The 13,055-nt window shown below is 49.8% G+C and carries 14 protein-coding genes; 12 read left to right on the top strand and 2 right to left on the bottom strand.

Annotated elements, in window-relative coordinates; genetic code table 11:
- Window position 1: 1 nt before the first annotated feature.
- The 10 genes from C2M29_RS12315 to C2M29_RS12265 all read left to right on the top strand — a co-directional run bounded on the left by C2M29_RS12315 (window position 2) and on the right by C2M29_RS12265 (window position 9,896).
- Complete coding sequence (locus tag C2M29_RS12315) at window positions 2-538, top strand: Na+/H+ antiporter subunit E (RefSeq protein ID WP_105190045.1); 537 nt, start codon at window positions 2-4, stop codon at window positions 536-538.
- The gene (locus C2M29_RS12310; RefSeq protein ID WP_105190044.1) at window positions 532-801 is read left to right on the top strand and encodes a K+/H+ antiporter subunit F; all 270 of its coding nucleotides are present in this window, start codon (window positions 532-534) and stop codon (window positions 799-801) included. Before C2M29_RS12315 ends, C2M29_RS12310 begins: the two co-directional genes overlap by 7 nt.
- Before the next feature lie 8 nt (window positions 802-809).
- Entirely contained in the window at window positions 810-1,139 is a 330-nt protein-coding gene (locus C2M29_RS12305) for a Na+/H+ antiporter subunit G (protein ID WP_105190043.1), read from the top strand.
- Between the two features lie 422 nt (window positions 1,140-1,561).
- Window positions 1,562-2,821: an efflux RND transporter periplasmic adaptor subunit gene (locus tag C2M29_RS12300; protein WP_105190042.1), complete on the top strand. Its 1,260-nt coding sequence runs from the start codon at window positions 1,562-1,564 to the stop codon at window positions 2,819-2,821.
- 29 nt (window positions 2,822-2,850) lie between these two features.
- Window positions 2,851-3,585 carry an ABC transporter ATP-binding protein gene (locus tag C2M29_RS12295; protein WP_105190041.1) on the top strand — a complete coding sequence of 245 codons (735 nt, stop codon included), beginning with the start codon at window positions 2,851-2,853 and terminating at the stop codon, window positions 3,583-3,585.
- Between the two features lies 1 nt (window position 3,586).
- Window positions 3,587-4,900 (top strand): ABC transporter permease, encoded by a 1,314-nt coding sequence (locus C2M29_RS12290; RefSeq protein ID WP_105190040.1) that lies wholly within the window; start codon window positions 3,587-3,589, stop codon window positions 4,898-4,900.
- Window positions 4,901-4,909: 9 nt separating this feature from the next.
- Window positions 4,910-6,115 carry an ABC transporter permease gene (locus C2M29_RS12285; protein WP_105190039.1) on the top strand — a complete coding sequence of 402 codons (1,206 nt, stop codon included), beginning with the start codon at window positions 4,910-4,912 and terminating at the stop codon, window positions 6,113-6,115.
- Between the two features lie 311 nt (window positions 6,116-6,426).
- Window positions 6,427-7,752, top strand: a complete 1,326-nt coding sequence (locus C2M29_RS12275) for a sigma-54-dependent transcriptional regulator (protein ID WP_105190038.1) — start codon at window positions 6,427-6,429, stop codon at window positions 7,750-7,752.
- On the top strand, window positions 7,752-9,068 hold the full coding sequence (locus tag C2M29_RS12270) for a sensor histidine kinase (RefSeq protein WP_233998423.1): 1,317 nt from the start codon (window positions 7,752-7,754) through the stop codon (window positions 9,066-9,068). Before C2M29_RS12275 ends, C2M29_RS12270 begins: the two co-directional genes overlap by 1 nt.
- A gap of 105 nt (window positions 9,069-9,173) precedes the next feature.
- Entirely contained in the window at window positions 9,174-9,896 is a 723-nt protein-coding gene (locus C2M29_RS12265) for an SIR2 family NAD-dependent protein deacylase (RefSeq protein WP_105190037.1), read from the top strand.
- 77 nt (window positions 9,897-9,973) lie between these two features.
- Here the strand turns inward: C2M29_RS12265 and C2M29_RS12260 are convergent, their stop codons facing one another.
- Window positions 9,974-10,399, bottom strand: a complete 426-nt coding sequence (locus C2M29_RS12260; protein ID WP_105190036.1) for a hypothetical protein — start codon at window positions 10,397-10,399, stop codon at window positions 9,974-9,976.
- Window positions 10,400-10,634: 235 nt separating this feature from the next.
- Between C2M29_RS12260 and C2M29_RS12255 the strand changes: the two genes are divergently transcribed.
- Window positions 10,635-11,444, top strand: a complete 810-nt coding sequence (locus C2M29_RS12255) for an ion transporter (RefSeq protein ID WP_105190035.1) — start codon at window positions 10,635-10,637, stop codon at window positions 11,442-11,444.
- A gap of 576 nt (window positions 11,445-12,020) precedes the next feature.
- Here the strand turns inward: C2M29_RS12255 and C2M29_RS12250 are convergent.
- Complete coding sequence (locus C2M29_RS12250) at window positions 12,021-12,350, bottom strand: hypothetical protein (RefSeq protein WP_105190034.1); 330 nt, start codon at window positions 12,348-12,350, stop codon at window positions 12,021-12,023.
- Between the two features lie 109 nt (window positions 12,351-12,459).
- Here C2M29_RS12250 and C2M29_RS12245 point away from each other — a divergent pair, with 109 nt between their 5' ends.
- A complete protein-coding gene (locus C2M29_RS12245; protein ID WP_105190033.1) occupies window positions 12,460-12,756 on the top strand; it encodes a hypothetical protein in 297 nt (98 codons plus the stop codon).
- Window positions 12,757-13,055: the final 299 nt, after the last annotated feature.

Here is a 13,055-nt window from a genome sequence, read left to right as displayed (position 1 = left end):
CATGCGCTTACAAGCTCGTTATAAGTGGTTGCCAACGCCATTTCGCAGCATTTTATTATTCGCCGTGTGGTTGCTGTTAAACAACAGCGTTTCCGCTGGACACCTCATTCTTGGCGCCGTGCTGGCGATTGTGATCCCCCTGGTGATTGCACCATTTCGGACCGCCCAGCCACTGATTTTGCGCCCGGGCCTGGCGACCAAGCAGTTGTTTATTGTGCTTTGGGACATCATTACCGCCAATGTGGAAGTGGCCTTTAAAATTTTGGGCCCGACCAAACGCTTACGCCCAGGTTTTATCAAGGTGCCCCTGGACTTAGAGCATGAGCTGCCTATTACCATGCTGGCCAGCACGGTGTCATTAACGCCCGGCACCGTCAGTGCCGAGGTGTATCCCATTCCTGAGTCCTTGCCCAAAGGCGAGGTGCCGACGCAGCGCTTCTTACTTATCCATGTGCTGGACCTTGATGATGAGCAGGCCCTGATCGAGACCATTAAGCGTCGCTACGAAGCGCCCCTTAAGGAGATTTTCCAATGTTAGAAAGTGTATTACTGATGGTCTTTGCCATGATCGGCGTGTCCCTGATGCTTAATCTGTGGCGCTTGATCGTCGGCCCTTCGGTACCGGATCGCATCCTGGCCTTGGACACCATGTATATCAACACCATAGCGCTAATTATTCTCTATGGTATCGGCATGCAAACGCAGATTTATTTTGAAGCGGCGTTGCTTATTGCCATGTTGGGTTTTGTCAGTACGGTGGCGGTCTGTAAGTACCTGCTCCGTGGCGACATCATTGAATAGGAGCGGCTATGACTGAATGGCTTATTTCAGCGTTATTAATCGTCGGCGGACTGTTTATCCTTATCGGCTCCATTGGCTTGGTGAAAATGCCGGACTTTTTTATGCGCCTGCACGGGCCGACTAAGGCCACTACCTTGGGTATGGCCTTGCTACTGATAGCCGCCAACGTGTTCTTCAGCGTAGAAAATGGGGTGATTAATATTAAAGAAATCCTGATCTCCATCTTCTTGTTGATCACCGCGCCCATTACCGGCTATATGTTGATCAAATCAGCTATCCATCATGAGCTCAAGGCGAAGGATGGCACCAAGGGCATGGATAATATCGAGGACGATTAAATCTCGTGAGTTCAGCCGGTGGTCGCGGCAAACGCGGCCACTGATTTATTTCCCCGTTTCTTCTTGCGCACCATCATATTTTTGTGCCTCACTGCTACTTGGTATTTTCAGGGCTTTGCCGGGTTCAGTCAAAAGCGTCCGGTTTTCGCGAAAAAAGTGTCCGTTGCGGACACTTTTTATGTCCGCGGACAAGCGCCAAACTTCACCATCCACAATTAAAAACTAATAAAAACAATGAGATAAAGTTTTTATTATATTGGCATGCTTCTCGTAACTAATAAAACAATTAGAAAACATACGGATAGCACCATGTTGATCACTACCTTAGTCTTTTTTACCTCGCCACTGTTGATGCTAGTGGCGGCGTTTATTATTGGTTTGATAAAAACACCCAACCTCACTAATCAGTGTGAGGCGTTGTTATGATCCGCGATACTCAGGGACAAGATATTCAACTAGCGGCCACTAAAAGCTACCGCAAATATTGGCTTGGAGCGGCGTGCGTGACCTTGGTTGCGGCCTTGGCCGCCTACAGTTTGAGTGCCAGTAATGGTGATACCCAATTATCACTAAGCCGGGATTCGGTGAAAACTGCAGCCGTGGTCCGTGGCGATCTGGTTCGCGATATCGCCACCACAGGGTTTATTGTGGCCGCCAATGCGCCGCAAATCTACAGCCCGTCAAAGGGCTATGTGCAGCTACTGGTCAACCCAGGCGATGAAGTGGCAAAGAACCAAACCATAGCTAAGGTTCACAGCCCGGAACTGACCAACGAACTTAAACAACAAGAATCAGAGCTGCAGCGCCTGAGCGATGAGCTGTCACGCAAGGAATTGCAGATCCGTCGCGACAAGTTGGCGCTGGCACAAACCTTAGATATGGCCACGGTCACCCTGAATGCCGCCGAGCGTGAGCACCGTCGGGCGCTGTTATCTATTAAGGATAATCTTATCAGCCAAATCGACATGGAGCAGGCTCAGGACGACCTGGCGCGCGCTAAGTTGGCCTACAAACACGCCCAACAAGAAGTCGAAATCGGTAAAGACACCCTGGCATTCGAGCTTAAATCGGCGCAAGGGGATGTGACGCGCCAACAACTGGTGGTGGATGAACTAAACCGCCGCGTTAACGAGTTGCAGATAGTTGCCCCCGTTGCTGGGGTGGTGGGTAACTGGCTGGTGCAGCAACAGGCAGCAGTGTCGCCAAGTGAGGCACTGATGACACTCGTTGATCTGAGTGCCTTTGAAGCCGAGCTGCAGGTGCCGGAAAGCTATGCCAATGAACTGGGACTGGGCCTGGAGGTTGAGCTCAAAATTGCCGACAACCGTGTGGTCGGCACCTTGTCGTCTATCTCGCCGGAAGTGAAAGAACGCCAGGTCAGTGCCCGGGTGCGCTTCGATCAATCGCAGTTTGACAAAATTCGTCAGAATCAGCGCTTATCGGCACGCATCTTATTAGAAAACAGAGAAAACGTATTGATGGTGCGCCGCGGAGCCTTTATGAACGAGGGTGGCTTGATAGCCTACCGCGTCAATGGCGATGTCGCCGAGCGCATTCAAATTCAAACCGGAGCGACCAGCGTAGCCAATGTGGAGCTCACCGCCGGCGTCGCCGAAGGCGATACCCTGGTGGTATCAAACTATGACTCATTTAAGCAGGCCGAGCGCGTTTTACTGCGCTAACTCCAGCTCAACATCAGAGGAAGAATACAATGATTAAAATGAATAACATCAACAAGGTATACCAAACGGAAATGGTGCAGACCCATGCGCTACGCGACTTTAATCTCGAGGTGGAGCAGGGCGAGTTCATCGCCGTCACCGGCCCAAGCGGCAGCGGTAAAACCACCTTTTTAAACATTGCCGGCATGCTGGAGCCCTTCTCAAGTGGCACCTATGAGCTTGATGGTATCGATGTTGGCAAGCTCAACGACAATCAGCGTGCCGATCTGCGTAACCAAAAAATCGGCTTTATCTTTCAGGGCTTTAACCTTATTCCCGATTTGAACCTGTATGAGAACGTGGAAGTGCCGTTGCGCTATCGCGGCATTAAATCGGCGGAGCGTAGAAAGCGCATTGAACGCTGCCTGGAGCTGGTAGGCCTGGGCGCGCGTGCCAAACACCTGCCGCAGCAGCTTTCCGGTGGTCAGCAGCAGCGGGTGGCCATCGCCCGGGCCCTGGCCGGTGAGCCGCGCTTTTTACTCGCCGATGAGCCAACAGGGAACCTGGACAGTTTAATGGCCCGCCAAGTGATGGAAATCCTCGAAGAAATTAACCGTGAAGGCGCCACCATAGTCATGGTGACCCACGATCCTGAGCTGGCTCGTCGCGCGCCGCGCAATATTCAGGTGGTTGACGGTCAACTGGCCGACTTCAGCCTGTATCAGGGTGCGCCCAATAAAGAACAGACGGCGGGTGACATAGCCGCACGCGCAGCGGAGGCCTAATATGCTTTGGTACTATGTGGATTTAAGCTGGCGTTCGTTTAAACGCACGCCCCTGGTCAGCGCCTTAATGGTGATAGCCATTGCCATAGGTATCGGTATCACCATGACCACCTTGTCGGTGTATCACATGATGAGCGCCGACCCCATCCCAAGCAAAAGCGAGCAGCTATTTGCGCTGCAACTGCAAACCATGGACGAAGGCGAGGGTTGGTTTACCAAGGATGATATTCCTTACCAGTTGACCTTTAAAGATGCGCAAAGGCTGATGACGGACGCCAAAGGTGATGCCCAGGCAGCCATGGTGCGCACCGGCTTTGCCGTGCACCTGGGTGACGAGAGCAATGCGCCTAAATTGATGGACGCCAGGGCTACGGGGCGGGACTTCTTTTCCATGTTCAACGCCCAATTTATCCATGGCGGCCCGTGGAGCCAAAGTGATGAGGACAATGCCGTTAACAAGGTGGTGTTAGAGCGTAGCCTCAGCGAAGAGCTTTTTGGTGAGACTAACCCAGTGGGTAAGACGGTGTTTCTCGACAAGTTCTTGTTTGAAGTGGTCGGCGTGATTGAGCCGGTAACCGAGCACACCAAATACTACGATTTGAATAACGGTTCATTTAAACGTCCCGAGCGCGTGTTTTACCCATTCTCACTGGTTAAAGAACTGGAAATAGGCACCTGGGGTAACAGCAATGGCTGGAAACGCGAAATGGTGACCACCTTTAAGCAAAGGCTGGACTCTGAGATCGTCTGGATCCAGTACTGGGTGCAGCTCGATAGCCCAGAATCGAAAGCCAATTATGAGCAGTATTTAAAAGGCTATATTCAGGAGCAACAGAAGATAGGTCGCTTTGCCCGCAAAGAGCCTAAATACAGCCTGCGTGATGTAAATCAATGGATGGAATACAACGAGGTGGTCAGCGAAGATAATAAAATTTTAGTGTTGTTAAGCTTTATGTTCCTGGCCGTGTGCTTGGCTAATATTCTTGGCCTGCTGTTAGCGAAATTTATGCGCCGTGCACCCGAGGTGGGCGTGCGTCGCGCCTTGGGGGCAAGTAAAACCCAGGTATTTTTTCAGCACCTTGTTGAGGTGGGGCTATTGGGGCTCTTCGGTGGCCTGCTGGGCATTTTACTGGCGCAGCTATGTTTGTGGGGTGTCAGAGAAAGCTACAGCTATTATTCGGCCCTCGCGAAGATGGACTTTTTGATGCTCGCCAGCGCACCTATCATTGCCATTGTCGCCTGTATCTTGGCGGGTTTGCTGCCGGCCTGGCAGGTGTGCCGTACCAACCCCGCTTATTACCTGAAAACGCAGTAGGAGAGACCCATGTTAGAATTAAAACCCATGATCAACGCACTGCTGCGCTCAAAAATAGGGGCTGTGCTGTTGCTGATACAGGTGGCAATCACCCTGGCTATCGTCAGCAATGCCGCCTTTATGATCAGTGACCGTCTGACCTATTTAAACCAGGAAACCGGTTACGACGAAGAAGCGATTTTCAGCCTGAGTGTCAGCACCTTCGACCCAAGTATTAACCTGGTTCAACAATATGCGCAGGATGAGCGCGACCTGCGCGCCATTGACGGTGTTATTGATGCAGCCATGACCAACTGGATGCCGTTGTCGGGCAGTGGTTCCTCAAGTAGCATGCATTTGGTGCCCAATCCCGAAATTGGCACCGGTGTGCGGGCGGCCTACTTTACTACCAATGAGCATATGCTCAATACCTTGGGCGCCAAACTGATCGAAGGACGTAATTTCTACCCGGAAGAAGTGGTGCATGCGGATAACTACGATAAGTTGCCCAATACCACGATAGTTACCAAGGATTTTGCCGAAGAGCTCTATCCAGATGGTTCGGCCCTTGGCAAAGTACTGTATCAGGGCGAAGATGCGGTAGAAATTATCGGTATTATCGACACCATAAAAGGCCCCTGGCTGAATGACAGTCGTCCGGCCAACGTGGTGATCTTCCCGTTCAACCTGTCTCAACCTCGCGCCGGATTTTTAGTACGTACCGAGCCGGGCAAGCGCGCACAAGTGATGGCAAAAGTGGAAGAGCTCTTATTAAAAAGCGAATCGCGCCGTGTTTTTTACGGCATCGAAGGCTTGGACGAAAGCAAGGCATCTTATCTGGCCCGCGATACCCTGGTGATGCGCATGCTGGTGGTCTTGATAGTGGTATTGGTGCTGGTGACTGCTCTGGGTATTTTCGGTCTTACCTTATTCAATATCAGTAAACGCACCAAGCAAATTGGTACGCGCCGCGCGCTCGGGGCTCGCAAGTCGGCCATTGTTCGTTACTTCCTCATTGAGAACTTTTTGGTTGCCGGTTTAGGCCTGTTGATTGGCGCTGCCTTGGCGGTCTTATTAGGCCAGCAACTGATGAAAGTCTTCTCTTTACCCAGCTTATCCTTTACTTTCGTATTGGCGAGTGCGGTATTTATGCTCATAATGAGCCTAGTGGCAGCATGGGGACCCGCACTGCGCGCTGCCAAAGTGGCGCCAAGTATAGCCACGCGCTCAATATAATAACAATTCAGCGCGCCCTTGGGCGCGCTCTAGATAAGGGTCTGTTGACCTTTGTTGTTTGTTTCTGCAGCAGTTTGTAGTGAATTTATACAAGGCGGCACATGTGTGGTGTAGTTATTCTACATAAACATGTAACAACACAGTAGAAATGCGCTACAAGCGCTGCCCTACGGGTTCATCTAAACGCATCCTGCTCTGTGTTACTCGCTATGAACATAGAATGACTATGCATCATAACGAGCGTCGTGATCAGAATGCGTTTAGATTGAACATAAAGTAAACCGCAAAGATAAACAGACCCTCAGGATAATATGAAAAAAATACTGATAGTTGACGATAACCCGGCGGTGTTAGACGCCTTGTCGCTGCTCCTAGAGCTGCATGACTACCACGCCGTGACCTGTGAAACGCCCGCCGAGGCGTTACATATTGTGCGCTATCAGCGTATCGCGCTGGTGCTTCAGGATATGAACTTCAGTGCTGATACCACCTCGGGTGAGGAAGGCAAAAAGTTGTTTTACGACTTGCGCGACATTAACCCTCATCTGCCCATTGTCCTTATCACCGCCTGGACCGAGCTCAGTACCGCGGTGGAGCTGGTTAAGGCCGGAGCCGCCGACTATCTGAGCAAGCCCTGGGATGACCAAAAGCTGCTCACCACCATAGATAACCTGGTGGCCCTGGGCGAGGCGGCCAGTGAAAATGCCACCTTTAAACGCCAGGCTCAAGAGCGCACCCAGGTCCAGGAAGGTGCCGATTTGGCCGGTCAGGTCTTTGCCAGTGCCGCCATGCATCGGGTGGTGGACATGGCCTTGCAGGTGGCGCGCTCGGATGTGCCCGTGCTTATCACCGGTGCCAACGGCAGTGGTAAAGAAGGCATCGCCGAGATTGTCCACCGTAATTCTCCCCTTAAAGCCAAGCCTTTTATTAAGGTTAATGCAGGAGCCTTGCCGGCGGATTTGATTGAGGCCGAGCTCTTTGGCGCCGAAGCGGGGGCCTTCACCGGTGCCAAGCAAACCCGAATCGGTCGTTTCGAAGCCGCCGATGGTGGCACCTTGTTTTTGGATGAAATTGGCAACCTGCCGCTCGATGGTCAGGTGAAGCTGTTGCGGGTGCTGCAAACCGGCGAATTTGAACGTGTGGGTTCAACCCAAACCCGCAAGGTGAATGTGCGGGTGATCTCCGCCACTAACGCCGATTTGCTCGGTGATATCCAGCAGGGGCGCTTTCGCGAGGACCTGTACTATCGTCTTAATGTTATCGAGCTTAGCATTCCCCCTTTAGCGCAGCGCAAGGACGATATTGCCGCCTTAATCGCACACTTTCTACCGGGACGGGAATTAAGCCCTCATGCCGAAGCCATGCTGCGCCAGCATTCCTGGCCTGGCAATGTGCGTGAGCTGGAAAATGCCTGTAAGCGCATTGGTGTGCTCAAACCCGAAGGAGAGTTGCAGGCTGAAGACTTCGCGCTGCATCATGTCGGTGAGAATCACCAGGTTAAGCATGAACCGGAAAAACACGAAATTGAAGCGGCCATGCGTGCCCATCAGGGAGTAGTCGCTAAGGTCGCTCGGGAGTTTGGTTTATCGCGTCAGGCCTTGTATAGACGCATGCAAAAGTTTGGTATCGATTACTGATGATTATATTTCCCAAAGGGGCGGGTCGACTTATCTGGCAGCTCAGTCTGTGGATGAGCCTGTTTATCTGCCTGCTTGTCACCATCGGCGTCTTATTTGACGTATTTAACCTTATGCAGGGGCTGGTTCTGGCCCTGGCTTTGGGAGTAGTTCAGGCGCTCTTTGTGACCCTGGTGGTATCGCCCATAGCAAAAGGCTTACAGGCGGTCGAGTCGGGGCTGTTAAACTTTAAAGACGGGGATTTTTCAACCACCTTGGCCTATCAGGGCAACAATGAGCTGGGGGATTTATGCAGCCTGTACAATGAAACCGCCAACAAGCTGCATCAAGAGCGCCAGTGGATCTATCAACGAGAGCTGATGCTCGACAAGGTGCTGCATAACTCGCCGCAGGCTTTGCTGTTGGTGAATTCGAAAGGGCAAATTGTGTATACCAATCACAGTGCTCGCGGTTTGCTATTTGCCGGTATTAAGGTGGAAGGGGAAACGCTCTCGAATCTTTTTAGTGGCATGCCCGAGGCCATTGCCGAAGCCTTGCAACGCGGCGGAGAGGGTCTGTTTAGCGTTGATCAGGAGCAGCAACAAAGGCAAACCTGGCACCTGGCCACCGGCGAGTTTTTATTAAATAACCAACCCCATAATCTCTATATTCTAAAACCCATGACCCGGGAAATATCGCGCCAAGAGGTGCAGGTATGGAAGAAGGTGATACGCATTATCAGCCACGAGCTGAATAATTCACTGGCACCGATTTCTTCCATGTTGCACTCCGGGCGTTTAATTGCCCAGCGGGTAGACGATGAACGCCTAGAGCGGGTGTTTAATACCATAGACGAGCGCATCGCCCGCCTGAGTGAGTTTGTACAAGGTTATGGCAAGTTCGCCAAACTGCCGCAGCCACAACTCAGCGAATTTAGATGGGCCGAATTAATACAAGGGTTGGCGCAGCAATGGCAGTTCAAGATCAAGGGGGAGTTGGCGGAGTTTGGTTATGGCGACGAAACACAAATTCAGCAACTGCTTATCAATCTGTTGAAGAATGCTCATGAGGCGGGCGGTGCCGCCGAGGATGTCTGGCTGAGCGTGGAAAGCCATGGACAGCAGGTGATTTGCGTTGGCGATAAGGGCAAGGGCATGACCGAGACCGTGATGGCCAGCGCCTTGGTACCATTTTATTCCACCAAAAGCAGTGGCAGTGGTCTTGGCTTAGCCCTGTGCCGGGAAATCTGCGAGGCCCATCATGGTGATATCAGCTTGCATAATCAGCAACAGGGTGGGCTGGTGGTGCGGGTAAATCTGCCCATGGTCAAGGTTTAGCCTTGGCCGCAGCCTTTGGCTCTGATAAAAACGGCGGGCAATTACACTTGCTCGCTCACATCGCTTGGGGCAAGCTAACCACATGATCCTTAATCGCCCACAATTATGAGCAATACCTTGTATATCACCGGTGCCGGCGTCAGTGCCGCCAGCGGTATTCCCACCTTTCGCGGTGAAGACGGCTTTTGGCGCATCGGCAGTAAAAATTATACGCCGATGGAAATGGCGACGCGGCGCATGTACCAAATGCGCCCGGATGAGTTTCTCGCCTGGTATTACCATCGATTTGCCAGTTATCGTGACCATGGTCCGAACGAGGTGCATTACTGGTTGGCGGATAAAAATCTGATCACTCAAAACATCGATGGCCTCGATGGCAAGGCCGGTAACCAGGACTACATCGCCATTCATGGTCGCCTGGATTTGATGACCGAATTTCACAATCAGGGCGAGCCGGTTGATAAACTAACTGCTCCCTGGGAGCAGGTGGATGAGTCGCGGCTAAGCCAATCCCTATTAGAGGTGTTTGCCATCCCAGAGCAGGGGCCGGTGCTGCATCGCTCGTTTAAGCCCTTTGTGTTGCTGTTTGATGAGTACTATACCGACCTGTATGGCATAGATGAGGCGCAGCGGCGCATGCTGGCGGCGGATCGCATGGTGTTTATGGGCACCTCTTTTAGTGTCAATATTACCCAGATGGCACTCGAGGTGGCGCGCAGCTTAGCCATTCCCATTGAGGTGGTCGACCCGCAGCCCACGCATATTCTGCACCCTAACGTCACTTATCATAAAATGACGGCTTTGGAATATATTCAAAAGCAGGGCTAGGGCGAGCTCAGGTTTTGGGCAAATAAAAACCCGGCTTTCGCCGGGTTTGGTAACATCACATATGGGTGGTTAAACGCTTATTGATTCGCTTCTAACTCTTCACGGGTTTCGCGGATTTTCTCAATCAGCGCGTCAATCTGGCTTTTGGTTTCATCCGATAGCTCGCCGGCACCTTCTTTTGACTCATCCCAGGCCTTTTGCGCTAACTCTTTTGAGTCGGCCATCAGCTGGCTGAACTGAGTTTTGCCTTCTTCACTGGCCGCTGAGGCAAGCGCCTTGGTTTCAGCCATCAATTCATCAACTTTTTCAGAGAAGGATTCTTCTTGCAAGTTGTTGGCCGCTTCTTTTACTTCATCAACGGCGCTGTCCCAGGCAGCCACCACTTCTTCTTTGGCCTCTGCGGCGCTTTCTTTGGCTTTTTCGCTGCTGGTTTTGGCATCTTCACAGGCGCTTAGTACGAATGCGCTGGCGAATAAGGTGATTACGGCAACTAGCTGTTTCATAACATTTTCCCTTTTTTGTATTACTAATGGGTTCATTATAGAACAAGAACTTAAATAGAGAATGAATGTTTTTACAGGTTGCACCGAAGCGGGCCGAAGGGCATAGGAGGAAGGCGCGCATTCAATCTAAATAGAGGTCACCTTCATACGAAGAAATAAACAAGACGGTTTTTATTTTCCAATGATAGAATCGCGCTCACTGCGTCTATTTTTGGTTTATTAAATTTAGCTCATCATGTACGAAAACATTAGATACTCGTTAAACAACCTAAAGAACAACAAGCTGTTCGAGCTGGCCGTGGTGTCGGTGATAATTATTTCCGCCTTAGAGATAGGAGCAAAAACCTTTTCTTTACCCGATGGTGCGATGTCTTTCACCAACATACTGGATGTATTCATCACCGTCTTCTTTTTGTTCGAAATATCGATCCGCTTCATCACAGATGAAGATAAAAAGAACTTCTTCAAAAAAGGCTGGAATATCTTTGATACCCTGGTTGTCGCGGTCAGCCTGATCCCCATCAATGACAGTGAAATGGCCCTGTTAGCGCGCCTGGTAAGGGTATTCCGGGTACTGCGTATGGTGTCGGTGGTGCCGGAGCTGCGGGTACTCATCAACTCCCTTATCAAAGCTCTGCCCCAGTTGGGTTATGTGATCCTGCTGATGTTTATTATCTTCTATATCTACGCGGCGTTTGGCAGCTTTCTCTTTAAAGACATTAACCCCGAACTCTGGGGCGACATTGCCATTTCCATGCTGACCCTATTTAGGATCATGACCTTCGAAGACTGGACGGATATTCAATACGAAACCATGGAAGTCTATCCCATGTCTTGGATTTTCTACCTGACGTTTATCTTCTTCACCGCGTTTGCATTTTTGAACATGGTGATAGGCATCGTCGTTAACGTAATGGAAGACGAACACGCTAAGGTGCGCCAGGAAAAGGAAGCGGCGGACAATACGCCAACCATCGACGATCTGCACAAGGAAATACAAGAGCTGAAACAGCTAATTAAAGAGCAGGGCAAGGGGCAAGGCTAAGCGCCTCTATCTCGGTGGGTCTTTTATATCCACCAATCATATATAAGACAGAGCCATCGGGTTTAAAACTCATCAATAGTTTGACCTGATGGCTGATTTTATCGCCTTATCTTACCTGTGTAATTGTACGCCATTTCATTCATGCACCTGCCTGAGCAGCCTAATCTGCTCTTGGTATATTTGTCACTATCCGAATTCCAGGCAATAAAAAACCCCGTGCTTGTCAGCACAGGGTTTCTTTATTGGTGGAGCTGGGGGGATTTGAACCCCCGTGCATGGTTCTAATTTGCTGGCTTTAAGCGAAGTGCGTGTAGTAGGGGTGTACTTTTATTTTTGTAATCGGTGCATAGAACTTTTCCGAACTATTTAAATAGAACCTAAGTGTTAGTGTCTTTCTACTTCGAAAAAGAATAAAGAAATCGAGCCTTGATAGTAGTCTGTAATTAGAGGGTTAACATCTATTCTAACGTCATTGTGCAGAGATTCACGGATCACCAGTCAATATGTTAACTGTAATGGGCAATATTATTTAGAGCAACGGATTAAAAAAGCCAGCGAAACGCTGGCTCAATAGCTTTATGATTCAAAAAGGGTGTGTACAGGGGCATTAAAAAGATAGTAGTAATGCGCCATTTGACCGCTTTCTAAAACGTGTTTTTGTATTTGCGATGTGTACTGCTTTAGAGCAAAGAAATGGACAGGCAAAAATACATTGGTAATAGGTCTGAGTTCGCTGGGTAAGCTCTGCAATACCTGCTCTGAAACCACAATAAACTCTGCCTGTGCAATATAGTTCCTGACATAGTAGATACAATGTTCACCATCCTCTAATAGCGCGATGAAATCTTCATCGTTAGCGATTTTCCGACGCTCCTGGAACAGTTCAATTACGTTGCTATAAGTCATTTAGCTCTCCAAATTATTTATGTACTCAGGGATAACTAATGACTAAAAAGGAGAAATTTCGCATTGGGTGTTTCTATGTATTATTACTATTAACTAGACAAGGAACTCTATGGAAACCAATTGGATTAATGCGGCTGTCATTCAGTCTTACCTTGATAACATCAGTCTTTGCTTCGCAACCGCATACGACAGTTTTTATGATATGCGTATGACAGAAGACAACTTTGATGTAGACAAGGTCATTTATGAGCATTTCGATAAGGTTGTGCTTGATTATGAACAGTTACCTTTGCTCAGAATAATCCTGACAGCCCTGTTCGCAAATTACCGTCAGACATACTCCAGTCGGCCAGATGAAGGCCCTTATTTTGATGGGGGAGAGGTGCAAATGGAGTTGCCGTTTTAATTAACAATGCTCCTTAGAATGAGCTTTCAGTTGTTGCTATAAAACAGTTGAAGGCTTTTCGTTTCCAACTAAAGTTAAAGGAGCACCATTACGGACAGGCAGATGTAAAAGGACTTGCACAATGCCACACAAATCAAATCTTCAAAAGGCGCTCTTAGTCGCTTACAACACCTTGGTTATTTGTTTTCTAATAAGCGGCGGGGGCCTCTTGCTCTATGCTTTGATGGAAGCCTACTAAGTTAAATTCACCGCTCCCTTAGCCTTGCTTCGGATTCTTCGTTCCGCGCCCTGTATTTCCA

It is taken from the genome of Pseudoalteromonas sp. T1lg48 (genome assembly GCF_002964785.1).
In the GTDB taxonomy this organism is placed as follows: Bacteria; Pseudomonadota; Gammaproteobacteria; order Enterobacterales; family Alteromonadaceae; genus Pseudoalteromonas.
The sequence above is the reverse complement of the archived record's forward strand: the minus strand, read 5'-3'. Positions and strand labels throughout refer to the sequence as shown.

Coding starts and splice junctions, on each gene's coding strand:
- C2M29_RS12300 (WP_105190042.1), top strand. CDS start 1,562: ATGATCCGCGATACTCAGGGACAAGATATTCAACTAGCGGCCACTAAA.
- C2M29_RS12275 (WP_105190038.1), top strand. CDS start 6,427: ATGAAAAAAATACTGATAGTTGACGATAACCCGGCGGTGTTAGACGCC.
- C2M29_RS12270 (WP_233998423.1), top strand. CDS start 7,752: ATGATTATATTTCCCAAAGGGGCGGGTCGACTTATCTGGCAGCTCAGT.
- C2M29_RS12285 (WP_105190039.1), top strand. CDS start 4,910: ATGTTAGAATTAAAACCCATGATCAACGCACTGCTGCGCTCAAAAATA.
- C2M29_RS12245 (WP_105190033.1), top strand. CDS start 12,460: ATGGAAACCAATTGGATTAATGCGGCTGTCATTCAGTCTTACCTTGAT.
- C2M29_RS12290 (WP_105190040.1), top strand. CDS start 3,587: ATGCTTTGGTACTATGTGGATTTAAGCTGGCGTTCGTTTAAACGCACG.
- C2M29_RS12265 (WP_105190037.1), top strand. CDS start 9,174: ATGAGCAATACCTTGTATATCACCGGTGCCGGCGTCAGTGCCGCCAGC.
- C2M29_RS12310 (WP_105190044.1), top strand. CDS start 532: ATGTTAGAAAGTGTATTACTGATGGTCTTTGCCATGATCGGCGTGTCC.
- C2M29_RS12260 (WP_105190036.1), bottom strand. CDS start 10,399: ATGAAACAGCTAGTTGCCGTAATCACCTTATTCGCCAGCGCATTCGTA.
- C2M29_RS12305 (WP_105190043.1), top strand. CDS start 810: ATGACTGAATGGCTTATTTCAGCGTTATTAATCGTCGGCGGACTGTTT.
- C2M29_RS12295 (WP_105190041.1), top strand. CDS start 2,851: ATGATTAAAATGAATAACATCAACAAGGTATACCAAACGGAAATGGTG.
- C2M29_RS12250 (WP_105190034.1), bottom strand. CDS start 12,350: ATGACTTATAGCAACGTAATTGAACTGTTCCAGGAGCGTCGGAAAATC.
- C2M29_RS12255 (WP_105190035.1), top strand. CDS start 10,635: ATGTACGAAAACATTAGATACTCGTTAAACAACCTAAAGAACAACAAG.
- C2M29_RS12315 (WP_105190045.1), top strand. CDS start 2: ATGCGCTTACAAGCTCGTTATAAGTGGTTGCCAACGCCATTTCGCAGC.